The sequence below is a fragment of the Pseudomonas sp. PH1b genome, from assembly GCF_000633395.1.
Classification (GTDB): Bacteria; Pseudomonadota; Gammaproteobacteria; order Pseudomonadales; family Pseudomonadaceae; genus Aquipseudomonas.
Map to the genome: position 1 here is coordinate 90,080 of NZ_AYMU01000012.1, position 14,102 is coordinate 104,181.

The window sequence follows — 14,102 nt, forward strand, 5'->3', positions numbered from 1 at the left end:
TCATGACACGACCTCCCCCTGGGGCAGCGACAGACCGTCGTGCCACCAGGCCGCCAAGTGATAGACGTTGGGCGCCTTGAGCAGGCTGAAATGGTTGCCCGGGCCATACCAGACCTGCAGCTCCGTGGCCTGCCGGCGCCAACCGTGGATCATCCCCTGCTGCTCGCGGCGGTTGCCGGCAGCGTCCAGGCTCGGGTCGTCCGCCAGCACCAGGCGCACCTTGCCCCGGTAGCCATCCCGGGGCTGGTAGCGGGTGCGCAAGGCGGTGGCGAAGGTCCGCGCCGGGCCGTGCATGGCCCGAGGATCGGCACGCTGGGAGAGCAAGCCGACCCGCACCATGCCGGCGTGCAGCAGGTGCATCTGCAGGGCATCGTCCTGCGCCGCGAACTGCTCGGGGTCGATGCCCAGGCTCTGCCCTGCGGCCAGTTGCATCGACTCGATCAAGCGCTGCAGGGCCTGGGTGGTGGTGTAGGGCCGCCCCACCACCCCGTTGCCGCCGGGGGCTTCGCTGTCGATCAGGGTCAGGGACGCCACCTCGCGGCCGGCGGCCTGCAGCAGCCCGGCCATCTCGAACGCCACCCAGCCGCCGAAGGAATGACCGATCAGGTGCAAGGGCCCGGCCGGGTATTCCTCTTCCAGTGCCTGCAGGTAATGCCGGGCGGCGACCTCGACCTGGCCGTGGGGCACCCCGCCGTCCAGGCCCCGGGCCTGCAGCCCGAGGATCGGCCACTCGGCCCCCAGGGCCTCGGTCAGGCCGATGAAGCCGGTGATGCTGTCACCGGCCCCGGGCACGCAGAAGATCGGGGTCTGCCCGCTGCGCCCGGTCTGGATCCGCAGCAACGGCTGATGCCGCGGCGCACGCACCGCGCAGGCGCTGCGAGCGTGCTCCAGGGCCTGGCTCATGGCCTCGCCCAACGCCTGGATATGGGGCGCCTTCATCATGCTCAGGTGGTCCCCCGGCACGCTGATGCAGTGCAGGTTGTGCCCCGGCAGCACCTCGCCCCAGCCCAGGGTCGGGCTGCGCCGGGACAGCTCGGTAGGCCGCTGCGCGGCGCAGAACAGATGCACCGGCATCTCGAGCGGATGCAGGCAATAATGGGCCAGGGCATGCCCGTGGGCCACCTCGCGGTCCAGGTAATGCCAGAGCTGATCGGGGGCTGCGCTCGCCAGTTGCTCGAACAAAAGGCCCTGTTCACGGCAGCGTTGCAGCAGGCCGTGGAAGTCCAGGTGGTCGAGGTCCTGCTGCAGCTGTTCCAGGGCCGCCAGGCGCTCAACGCCGGCGGCGCCCTGGGCACTCCAGAACGCCTGGCACTGCAACAGCAGGTGCTGCTGGAGGGCATGCTCCCCGGACCAGCGCGCCTTGCCTTGGTCGGTCAGGCGTGGCACGTAGCTGTCGATCAGGCCAAGGAACTCCACCTGCTCATCCAGCCCCAGCAACTGCTGGGCGATCTCGTAGGCCAGCACGCCACCGAAGGACCAGCCGGCCAGGCGGTACGGCCCTTGTGGCTGCAGCTCGCGCATCACCTGGAGCAAGCGTGTGGCCAGGCATTCCAGGGTGCGCAACTGCGGCTGCCCAACCGCCACGCCCGGCAGACCGTAGATCGGGAAGTCGCCTGCCAGGTGCTGCCCCAGCGCCGGGAAATACACATCCAGGCCGGTGAATTCGTGCACCAGGAACAACGCCGGCCCAGCGCCGCCGCTGCGTACCGCAATCCATTGCTCCGGGCGTTCCGGCGCGGCCGCACGTTCACTCAACAGACGTGCCATGGCCGCCACACTGGGGTGCTGGAACAGCTCCGCCAGGGTCACGTCGAACCCGGTCTGTTGCAGCCGGTTGACCAGTTGGATCGCCAGCAGCGAATGCCCGCCCTGCTCGAAGAAATGAGTGTGGCGGCCCACCTCGGGCAGTTTCAGGACCTCGGCCCAGAGTGGCGCCAGGCTCTGTTCCAAAGGCGTTTGCGCAGCCTCGTCGGCCACGCTGACCTGGGCCTGCGCCGTCGGTGCCGGCAGGGCCTTGCGGTCCAGCTTGCCGTTGTTGGTCAGGGGCAAGGCGTCGAGGCGGACATAGGCCAGGGGCACCATGTACTCCGGCAAGCGCTCCTGCAGGTGCGTGCGCAAGTCCTCAAGGGCCGGCTCCGCCACCTGTTGCTGCAAGGTGTAGTAGGCCACCAGGCGCTTGTCCCCGGGGGTGTCTTCACGTACCTGCAGCACTCCGTCGCGCAGGCCAGGGAAGCTGGCCAGGTGCACTTCGATTTCCCCCGGTTCGATGCGAAAGCCGCGGATCTTCACTTGCTCGTCATTGCGTCCGATGCACTCCAGCAGGCCGTTCTCCAGCCAGCGGCCCAGATCGCCGGTGCGGTACATCAAGGCCGCGGGCTCGGGGCTGAAGGGGTCGGCGAGAAACTTCTCGGCGCTGAGTTCGGGACGGTTGAAGTAGCCCAGCGCCACGCCCTGGCCACCGATGTACAGCTCCCCCACCACACCGATGGGCACGGGCTGGCCCAGGGCGTCCAGAACGTACACCCGGGTGTTGGACAATGGCCGGCCGATGGGCACGCTGTCGGCATCGGCAGGCAGTTCGCCGGGCTCGTGGGTCACGGCGAAGGTGGTGGTTTCGGTTGGCCCGTAGCCATTGACCAGGCGCAGCTGCGGCGCCTCGGCCCGCATCCGCCGGAACGCCGTGGGGTCGGCCCGCTCGCCGCCGCACAGGAGCATCCGCAGGCCCTTGAAGGCCTGGGGAATCAACTGCACGTACTGGTTGAACAGGCTGGTGGTGAGGAACAGCAGCGTGGCCCCGGAGCTCGCCAGCAACTGGCCGAAGGCTGCCGGGTCGAGCAGGGTTGCTGGGTCCACCACCACAACCCGCCCGCCATTGAGCAGTGGCCCCCAGACGTCCATGGTGCTGGCGTCGAAGGCCGGGTTGGAGGCGAACGCCACCCGGTCCTCGGGGTTGAAGTCGGCATAGCCGTTGTTGATCACCAACCGGGTAATGGCCCGATGGGGCACCAGCACCCCCTTGGGCGTGCCGGTGGAGCCCGAGGTGTACATGAGGTAGGCCACCGTCTCGGACGACTGCACAAGGTTCGGGTTGTGACCGGGCAGGCGATCGAAGCGCAGCCGGTCCAGCTCGACCTGCGGCGTAGCGCTGGCCAGCGCCTCGCCACTGTGCCCCAGAATCATCGTCGCCTGACTGTCCTCGAGCAAAAAGCGCAGGCGCTCTGGCGGGGCCTTGATATCCAGGGGCACATAGGCCGCGGCGCACTTGCTGACGGCCAACTGGCTCACCAGCAGGTCCAGGCAGCGCGGCAACAGCAAGGCCACATGGTCCCCAGGTTGCACGCCCAGCCCCAGCAGGTGATGGGCCAACTGGTTGGCCCGGGCATTGAGCTGCAGGTAGCTCAATTGCTCTGCGCCATGGACCGCCGCCACGGCGTGCGGATGGGCCAGCACCTGCTCCTCGAAACGCTGGTGCAGGGTCTGCCGGCGCGGGTAGTCGCGCAGCGTCGCGTTGAAGCCCTCCAGCACCTGCCGGCGTTCGGCCGGCGGCAGTACCGCCACCGTACCAATGGCCTGTTGCGGGTCCTGCTCCAGGGCCTGCAGCAGGTTCTCCAGGGTGCACTGCAGGTAGTCGCACAGCCGCCGGGCATCGATCCCGGCCGCCACCGCCGTGAGCATGAAGCCGTCCCCCAGGTCGTCGATGCTCAGGGTCAGCGGGTAGTTGCTGCGCTCCTGGGCATTGAGCAGTTGCACGCCTTCCCAGGCACTGTCCGAGGCTCCCGCCGCCGCGGCTGCGCTGTGGCGGTAGTTGAGCAGGCTGCTGAACAGCGGCGTGCCCGGCTCCACTGCGCTGCAACGCTGCACCAGGGCCAGGGGCGCCTGTTCATGGCCGAGCAATTGCGCCAGGCGTTCATGGGTGGCCAGCAGCGCCTCGCGCACCGTTATCTCTCCCAGGTCCACCCGCAGCGGCAAGGTGTTGATGAACACCCCCAGGGCCCGTTCGGCGCCCTCGCCGCCCTGCATCCTTCCCAGCAGCACGGTGCCGAACACCACCCGCTGCTGCGCCGACAGGCTGCCCAGGACCCGAGCCCAGGCCAGGTGCATCAGGCTCGCAGCGCTGACCCCCAGCTGCCGCGCCTGCAACCGCAGGCGCCGGCCCAGCAGGCGGTCCACGGCCTGGCGTGCCTCGTTGACCACGGCCTGGGTGCCCTGCACTTCCTGCAGGCCCAGGGGCAGGGTCGGCTGGTCGATATCACCGAGCATTTCACGGAAGAACGCCGCATGTTCCTCCTCACCGATGCCCAGGCGAGCCTGGGCCACGTAGTTGCGATACGGCACCGCTTCGCCCAGCCGCGCCTGCTGGCCGAGCAGGAAGGCTTGCAGTTCGTGCTGCAGTACTTCCAGGGCCACGTGGTCCATCACCAAGTGATGGAACAGCAACAGCGCCACCACCCGCCGGTTGGCTGGGTCCTGGGCATACACCAGGCGCAGCAGCGGCGCCTGGGCGATGTCCAGGCGATAGCGACGGCTGTCGAAACGCGCCTGCAACTGCTCCAGCACCGCGCCCTGGCCAGGCTCCAGAACGATCTCCTCGCTACTCAGCGGCGCCTGGCGCCAGACCACTTGCAGCGGCTCTTCGAGCCCTTCCCAGAGCACCGCGCTGCGCAGGATGTCATTGCGCTCGATCACCCCCTGCAAGGCCCGGGCAAAGGTTTGCAGGCGCTCGACCCGGTCGAAGGCGAACTGCGCCTGCAGCACATAGGGATCGCCCTGGCCGGCAGCCAGGTGGTGATAGAGAATGCCGGCCTGCAATGGCGCCAGCGGGTAGATGTCCTGGACGTTGGCGGTGCCACCGGGAACCGTGGCCACCACTCGGTCGATGGCGGCCTGGTCCAGGGTCAGCAACGGCAGCAACTGCGGGGTGATGCGCGGACAATCGCGGTAGATCAGGTTGGCCGGCACCTGCACTTCCCGGCCCCGGCCCACGGCGGCGGCCAGGGCCGCCAGGGTCGGCTGGCCGAACAGCACCCGCACATCCGCCGACAGCCCGGCGCGGCGCATGCGCCCGATCAGGCTCACCGCCAGCAGCGAGTGGCCGCCTAGTTCGAAGAAGTGGTCGTGGCGCCCCACCCGCTCGACCTTGAGCAGCTCGGCCCAGAGCCGGGCCAGGAGGATCTCGGTGTCGCCGATGGGCGCCTGGTACTCGCGCACCTGAACCGCCTCCAGCCCCGGCGCCGGCAGTTCCTTGCGCGCCAGCTTGCCGTTGGGGCTCAGGGGCAACGCTTCCAGGTGCACGAACAGCGCCGGCACCATGTACTCCGGCAACTGCTCCAGCAACGCTCGACGCAACGGCTCCAGCGGCAACGCCGACTGCCCCTCGGCGGTGGTGTAGTAGGCCACCAGGCGCTGGTCGCCGGGCACGTCTTCGCGGGCCAGGACCACCGCTTCCTTGACCCCTGGCTGCTGGGTCAGGCGGGCCTGGATTTCCCCCAGCTCGATGCGCAGGCCACGGATCTTGACTTGATCATCGTTACGCCCCAGGTACTCGATATTGCCGTCCGCCAGGTAGCGGCCCAGGTCGCCGGTGCGGTACATCCGCGCCCCGGGTTCAGCACTGAACGGGTCATCGAGGAAGCGCTCGGCGCTGAGTTGCGGGCGATTCAGGTAGCCCCGCGCCACTTGCACCCCGCCGATGTACAGCTCGCCCACCACGCCCCGTGGCACCGGCTGGCGCTGCGGGTCCAGCAGGTACATCCGGGTGTTGGCGATCGGCTTGCCGATCGGCGTGTTGTCCGGGGTCTGCGCCAGCGGGCCGGCGCAATCCCAGGCGGTGACGTCCACCGCCGCCTCGGTGGGGCCGTACAGGTTGTGCAGCGCGGTGGCCGGCAACTGCTGTTTGAAGCGCCGCACCAGGCTGCCCGGCAGGGCCTCGCCGCTGCACATCACCTGGCGCAGGCCACTGCAGTCCTGGGTATCGCCATAGGCCAGGAACACGTCGAGCATCGAGGGCACGAAGTGCAAGGTAGTGATGCCCTGCTCGCGGATCAGTTGCCGCAGGTAGGCCGGGTCCTTGTGCCCCTCGGGGCGCGCCATCACCAGCCGTGCGCCAGTGAACAACGGCCAGAAGAACTCCCAGACCGACACGTCGAAACTGAACGGGGTCTTCTGCAACACCGCATCGTCCGCCGTCAGGCGGTACTGCTCCTGCATCCACAGCAGGCGGTTGACCACCGCCCGGTGCTCGTTCATCGCCCCCTTGGGCTGGCCGGTGGAACCGGAGGTGTAGATCACGTAAGCCAGGTGCCCCGGGGTCAACCCGCTCACCCGCGGGTTGACCCGTGGCTGGCGCTGCCACAGCGGCTGGTCGAGGTCCACCAGGGGCAGGTTCAACTCACCCAGCAATTCGCGGGTCGAGCCTTCGGCGAGCACCGCCAGGGGCGCGCTGTCCTGCAGCATGTAGGCGATGCGCTCACGGGGATAGCTCGGGTCGATCGGCACATAGGTGCCACCGGCCTTGAGGATCGCCAGCAGGCCGACCACCATGCCCAGCCCGCGCTCGACGCAGATCGCCACCCGCGCGTCCGGGCCCACGCCCAGTTGCAGCAGGTGCCCGGCCAGCTGGTTGGCCTGCTGGTTGAGCTCGCGGTAGCTCAGCGACTGCTCGCCGGCCTGCACCGCCAGGGCCTCGGGGCTGCGTTGCACCTGCGCCTCGAACAGCCCTTGCAGAGTCTGTTCCAGGGGGTAGTCGCGGGCCGTGGCGTTGAAGCCTTCCAGCAGTTGCTGGCGCTCCTGGGCATCAATCAGCGGCAGCGCTTCCAGCAACTGCTGGTCGTCCGCCACCATGGCCTGCAGCACCCGCTGCAGGTAACCGACATAACGCTGCATGGTCGCCTCGTCGAACAGCGCCGTGGCGTATTCCAGGGTGCCTTCGATGTGGTCCTGGACCTCCCCCAGGCTCAGGGACAGGTCGAACTTGGCGAAGTGGCTGGCCTCGTGGATGCCCTCCAGTTGCAGGTCCCCCAGCACAAGTTGCGGGCCGTCGCCGTTCTGCCAGGTCAGCAGGGTCTGGAACAGCGGGCTGTGGGACAGGCTGCGCAGCGGCCGAAGGATTTCCACCACCTGCTCGAACGGCAGGTGCTGATGGGCCTGGGCCTCCAGGGTGCGAGCCTTGACCTGGGCCAGCAAGGCCTCCACCCGGGGCGCGGCCCCCAGGTCCAGGCGCAGGGCCAGGGTGTTGACGAACAGGCCGATCAAGCCTTCGACCTCGGCGCGCATGCGGTTGGCCACCGGGGTGCCGATCACCACCTCGGCCTGCCCCGACAAGCGCCCGAGCAACAGCGCCCAGGCGCCCATCAGGGTCATGTACAAGGTCGTACCGTGGCGCTGGCTCAAGGCCCGCAGGCCGGCGGTCAGCTGGCTGTCCAGGCGCACCTCGACGCTGCTGCCGGCATAGTCCTGCTGGGCCGGCCGCGGCCGGTCGGTGGGCAACATGAGCAAGGCCGGGGCCCCGTCCAGGGCCTGACGCCAGTACTGCGCCTGCTGCTCCAGCACCGCGCCGCTGAGCCATTGCCGTTGCCAGTGGGCGAAATCGCTGTACTGCACCGCCAGCGGCGGCAACGGGTCGGGCAGGCCACGGCTGAAGGCGGCGTACAGCGCCACCAGCTCGCGGGTCAGCACGCCCATGGACCAGCCGTCGCTGACGATGTGGTGCAGGGTCAGCAACAGTACATGGTGCTCGTCCGCCAAGCGGATCAGGCGCCCGCGGATCAACGGCCCGCGTTCCAGGTCGAACGGCGCCGAGGCCTCGCCCTGGACCAGGGCCTGCAAGGCCTCCTGGGCCTGGGGATGGCCCCGCAGGTTTTCCACTTGCAGGTCCAGCCCGGCTTCCAGCGGCGCGATCAGCACCTCGGCTTCATCCGCGTACTGGGCGAAGCGACTGCGCAGGGTTTCGTGGCGCGCGACGATGCGCTCCAGGGCCCGCTGCAGCGCCTCACCGTCCAGTTGCCCGCGCAGGCGCAGGCCGATGGGAATGTTGTAGGCGGTGTTGGCGCCCTCCATCTGCGCCAGGAACCACAGCCGCTGCTGGGCGAAGGACAGCGGCAACGGCTGGTCCCGCGGGGCCGGCAACAAGTCCGGCAGGCTGCTGTGCGCGGATCGGGCCAGGGCCTCGGCCACCGCGCTCAGCTCGGCATTGGCGAACAGCTCGCCCAGGGCCAGCTCCCGGCCCAGGCGCTGGCGCACCTGGGACAGCATGCGCATGGCCAGCAGCGAGTGGCCGCCCAGCTCGAAGAAGTGATCGTGACGCCCGACCCGCGGCACCTGCAGCAACTCGCTCCAGATCTCGGCCAGGGCCTGCTCGCTGGCGCCCTGGGGCGCCACATAGTCCCGGGACAGCAGCGCATCCAGGGGCGGCAGTGGCAGCGCCCGGCGATCCAGCTTGCCGTTGGCGGTCAGGGGCAAGGCGTCCAGGCGCACATAGGCCGCCGGCACCATGTACTCGGGCAATTGCCCGAGCAGTTGCGCGCGCAGTTCACCCGGGGTCGGCGCCCGGTTGCCGGACGCGGTGAAATAGGCCACCAGGCGGGTCTGCCCCGGCTGGTCTTCCCGGGCCAGCAGCACCGCCTCCTGGATCCCCGGGAGCTGGTTGAGGCAGGTCTCGATCTCCCCCAGTTCGATGCGCACACCGCGGATCTTCACCTGGTCGTCGTTGCGCCCCAGGTACTCGATGCGCCCGTCGGCACGCCAGCGGGCCAGGTCGCCGGTGCGGTACATGCGCGCCGCAGGCTGGGAACTGAACGGGTCGTCAAGGAAGCGCTCGGCGGTCAGTTCAGGGCGATTGAGGTAACCCCGGGCCACCCCGGCACCGCCCACGTAAAGCTCGCCCGGCACACCGATGGGCACCGGCCGCTGCTGTTCATCCAGCAGGTAGATGCGCGCGTTGGCGATCGGCCGACCGATGTCCAGGCTGCCGCCGGCTTCGATCAGGCCGGAGGTGGCGACCACCGTGGCCTCGGTGGGGCCGTAGTTGTTGACCAGGGCATAACCCTGCTCGCGGCTGAACTGGCGCAGGCGGTCACCGCCCACCAGCAGGCTGCGCAGGCGCGGATGGCCGAGGTCCTGGCTGAAGGCGTATTCGGCCACCGGGGTCGGCAGGAAACTCACATCCAGCGGCTGGGCACGCCACCAGTGCAGCAGCTGGTCGATGTCCTGGTGGCCGATGCTGGCCGGCGCCAGGTGCAGGGTCGCGCCGCCGCAGAGGGCTGGCCAGAGTTCCCAGGCCATGGCGTCGAAGCCGAAGCCGGCGACGCTGGAGGTGTGCCGGCCCGGCCCCAGGTCGAACGCCTGGCAATGCCAGTCCAGCAGGTTTTCCAGGCTGTCGTGCTCCACCATCACGCCCTTGGGCTCGCCGGTGGAGCCGGAGGTGTAGATCACATAGGCCAGGTGGCGAGTGTTCAGCCCCGGCACCTGGGGATTGCTCAAAGGCTGCGAGCCCCAGTCCGGCCGGTCGAGGTCGAGCACCGGCAGTGCCGGGGCACCGACCAGGGCCCGGGTCGCGCCCTGCACCAGCAGCACCAGCGGCGCACTGTCCTGCAGCAGGTAGGCAATGCGCTCCTGCGGGTGGCTGGGGTCGATGGGTACATAGGCGCCGCCGGCCTTGAGAATCGCCAGCAGGCCGACCAGCATCTCCAGGCCGCGCTCGACACAGATCGCCACCCGCACGTCCGGGCCAACCCCGAGCTGGCGCAGGTGATGGGCCAGTTGATTGGCCCGGCCATTGAGCTCGGTGTAGCTCAGCTGCTGCTCGCCGGCCTGCACCGCGATGGCCTCGGGCTGCTCGGCAACCCAGGCTTGAAAACGCTGGTGCAGGGTCCGGCCCCGTGGGTAGTCGGCGCTGCTGGCGTTGAAATCCTCTAGCAATTGCCGGCGCCCGGCCTGTTCCAGCAACGGCACCTGGGCCAGGGCTTGCCGGTCGTCCGCCACCATCGCCCGCAGCACCTGCACCAGATAGCCGGCATAGCGCTGCACGGTCTCGGCATCGAACAGCGCCGTGGCGTAGTCCAGGGAACCGAGGATCTGCCCCTGACTCTCCCCCAGGCTCAGGGTCAGGTCGAACTTGGCCACCTGGCTGGCGCCGGCCACGCCTTCGAGCTTCAGCTCGCCCAGCACCAGGTCCTGGGCGAAGTTGTCGACCCAGGTCAGCACCGCCTGGAACAACGGGCTGTGGGACAGGCTGCGCTGGGGCCGGACGATTTCCACCACCTGCTCGAACGGCAGGTCCTGGTGGGCCTGGGCCGCCAGGCTACGGGCGCGGACCTGGGCCAGCAGTTCGGCCACGCTCTGTTCGCCGCTCACCTCCAGGCGCAGGGCCAGGGTGTTGACGAACAGGCCGATCAGGCCCTCGACCTCGGCGCGCATGCGGTTGGCCACCGGCGTGCCGATCACCAGGTCGCTCTGGGCCGACAGCCGCCCCAGCAGCAAGCCCCAGCCCGCCAGCAGGGTCATGTACAAGGTGCAGCCATGGCGCTGGCCCAGGGCCTTGAGCTGGGTGCTCAGTTGCGGATCGAGCAGGATCGGCACACTGCCCCCGCGATAATCCTGCTGCAACGGCCGCGGCCGGTCAGTGGGCAGCATCAGCAAGGTCGGGGCATCGGCCAGGGTCTGGCGCCAGTAGTCGCCCTGCTGTTGCAGCACCTCGCCGCTGAGCCAGCGCCGCTGCCACAGGGCAAAGTCGCTGTACTGCACCGGCAGCGGTGGCAGCGGGTCCGGCCGGCCCTGGCTGAAGGCCTCGTACAGGGCCACCAGTTCACGGGTCAGCACGCCCATGGACCAGCCGTCGGTGACGATGTGGTGCAGGGTCAGCAGCAGCACGTGGTGATCGTCCGCCAGGGCCAGCAGGCGCCCGCGGATCACCGGCCCCTGCTCCAGATCGAAAGGCATGGCAGCTTCCTGGCGCACCCGCTCGGCCAGGGTCAGGGGCGCTTCGCGCAGGTCCTCGAACACCAGCTCCAGGGCGGCGTCCACCGGGCCCACCAGCACCTGGGGTTGCTCGTCGAGGCAGACGAAGCGGCTGCGCAGGGTGGCGTGCCGGGCAACGATGGTCGACAGGGCCTGCTGCAGCGCCTGGCGATCCAGCTGGCCGCGCAGGCCCAGGCCCACGGGAATGTTGTAGGCGCTGGCGGCGCCGTCCATCTGTGCCAGGAACCACAGGCGCTGCTGGGCAAAGGACAGCGGCAGGTCCTGGTCCTGGGTCGCCGGGAAGATCTCCGGCAACTGGCTGCGCCCGGCGCGGTCGAGCACCGCGGCCACGGCGCTCAATTCGGCATTGGCGAACAGCTCGCCCAGGGCCAGCTCCAGCCCCAGGCGCTGGCGCACCTGGGACACCATGCGCATGGCCAGCAACGAGTGGCCGCCCAGCTCGAAGAAGTGGTCATGCCGGCCCACTCGCTGCAGGTGCAGGACTTCGGCCCAGATGGCCGCCAGGGCGATTTCCGTGGGGCCGGCAGGGGCCTGGTATTCACGGCTGAACAGCGCCGCCTGATCCGGCGCCGGCAAGGCCTTGCGGTCGAGCTTGCCGTTGGCGGTCAGGGGCAAGGCGTCGAGCTTCACGTAGGCCACCGGCACCATGTAGTCCGGCAGTTGCGCCAGCAGGTGGGCGCGCAATTCGCCGGGCAGCACTTGGCCGGCACTGTCCTGCACGGTGAAATAGGCCACCAGCCGCGGGTTGCCGGGCTGGTCTTCACGGGCCAGGAGTACTGCTTCCTGGACCCCCGGATACTGATTGAGGCGAGTCTCGATTTCCCCCAGTTCGATGCGCACGCCACGGATCTTCACCTGGTCGTCGTTGCGCCCCAGGTACTCGATGCGCCCGTCCGCCAGCCAGCGGGCCAGGTCGCCGGTGCGGTACATGCGCGCCGCAGGCTGGGGGCTGAACGGGTCGTCGAGAAAGCGTTCGGCGGTCAGCTCGGGCCGGTTGAGGTAACCCCGGGCCACCCCGGCGCCGCCCACATAGAGTTCACCGGCCACGCCAATCGGCACTGGCTGCTGGCGCTCGTCCAGCAGGTAGATGCGTGCGTTGTCCATCGGCCGGCCGATGTCCAGCCCCTGCCCGGCCTCGATCGGGCCGGAGGTGGCGACCACCGTGGCCTCGGTGGGGCCGTAGTTGTTGATCAGGGCAAACCCCGGGTCGTGGCTGAACTGGCGCAAGCGGTCGCCACCGATCAGCAGGCTGCGCAGGCTCGGGTGTCCGAGCGCCTGGCTGAAGGCGTACTCGGCCACCGGCGTCGGCAGGAAGCTCACGTCCAGGGGCTGGGCGCGCCACCAGGCGAGCAAGGCGTCCACGTCCTCGCTGCCGTCATGGGCCGGCGCCAGGTGCAGGGTGGCGCCCACGCACAGCGCCGGCCAGACTTCCCAGGCCATGGCATCGAAACCGAAACCGGCGAGGCTGGAGGTCTGGCTGCCGGGGCGCAGTTCGAAGACCCGGGCGTGCCAGTCCACCAGGTTGCACAGGCTCTGGTGCTCCACCATCACCCCCTTGGGCAGGCCGGTGGAGCCGGAGGTGTAGATCACGTAGGCCAGGTGCGCGGGGGTCAGCCCGGGCACCTGCAGGGGGGCACTGGCCGGGCCTTGCCACAGGCGCGAATCGAGTTCGATCAGCGGCACTGCCAGGGGGGGCAGGCGGCTCAGCAGCTCGGCCTGGGTCAGCACGGCCCGGGGCGCGCTGTCCTGCAGCAGGTAGTTCAGGCGCTCGGTGGGATGGGCCGGATCGATGGGCACGTAGCAGGCCCCGGCCTTGAGGATCGCCAGCAGGCCCACCAGGGTTTCCAGACTGCGCCGGGCGACGATTGCCACCCGGTCGTCGGGGCCGATCCCCAGCTCGTGCAACTGGCGGGCCAGCAGGTTGGCCTGGCGATCGAGTTCGCCATAACTCAGGCTCCGGCCCTGGCAACAGGCCGCCAGCGCGTCCGGGTTGCGCGCCGCCTGGGCCTCGATGCGCCCGTGGACGGTCTGGCCCTGGGGGTAGTCGACGGTGCTGCGGTTGAAGCCTTGCAGCACCAGCTCACGCTCGGCCGACGGCAGGATCGACAACTGGTCCAGGGCCCGTTGCGGGCTGTGCTCCAGCGCCTGGGCAAGGTTCTCCAGGGTGCACAGCAGGTAGCCGAGGATGCGTTGCGGGTCGACCTGGGTGCTGGCCAGCAAGGTCAGGCTGAAGCCTTCGCCGAGGTCGTCGACGCTCAGGGTCAGGGGGTAGTTGGTGCGCTCCTCGGAGTGCAGGGTGCTGATCCCGGCCCAGGCGGCCTGGGCCTCGGCGCTGGCACCCGCGGCGCTGTGGCGGTAGTTGAGCAAGGCGCTGAACAGCGGGGTCGGCGCGCTGACTCCGCTGCAACGCTGGGCCAGGGCCAGGGCCGCGTGTTCGTGGCGGAGCAAGGTGGTCAGGCGCCCGTGGGTGGCCTTGAGCGCGTCGCTCAGGCCCTGCCCGTCCAGGTCCTGGCGAAACGGCAAGGTGTTGATGAAAATCCCCAGGGCCCGCTCGGTGGCCTCGGCGCCTTGCAGGCGCCCCATCAGCACGGTGCCGAACACCACCTTGTGCTTGCCGGCCAGGGTCCCCAGCACCCGGCCCCAGGCCAGGTGGAACAGGCTCGCGGCACTGACCCCGGCCTGCCGCGCCTGGGTTCGCAGGCGCTGGCTCAACAGCGCCGACAGGGCCAGGCTGCGCTCTTCGATGGCACGGCCATCGCCTTGCACGTCCTGCAGGCCGAACGGCAGGGTCGGCTCGTCGATGTCCCCGAGCATCTGGCGGAAGAAGGCTTCGTGCTCCTCTTCGCTGATGCCCAGCCGGGCCTGGGCCACGTAGTTGCGAAACGGCAGGGCCGGCCCCAGGAGTTCGGCCTTGCCGCTGAGGAAGGCCTGCATCTCATGGCGCACCACATCCAGGGCGCTGTGGTCCAGGGCCATGTGATGGAACAGCAGGATGGCAACGATGCGCCCGCCGGCCTCGTCCCGGGCATGGACCAGGCGCAGCATCGGCGCCTGGCTGATGTCCAGGCGGTAGTGCCGGGCGTCGAAACGCCCGTGCAACTGGGCCAGGACATCACCGCCCGCAGGGT

At 69.5% G+C, this 14,102-nt stretch carries 1 protein-coding gene (cut by a window edge); it reads right to left on the bottom strand.

From position 1 onward, the window contains the following. A protein-coding gene (locus tag U873_RS0121080; RefSeq protein ID WP_025130130.1) for a non-ribosomal peptide synthetase crosses the window boundary here: on the bottom strand, positions 1 to 14,102 show its 3' portion. Its footprint extends 586 nt past the window's final position; the window shows 14,102 of its 14,688 coding nt (coding positions 587–14,688); its start codon lies beyond the right edge, outside the window; it ends in the stop codon at positions 1 to 3.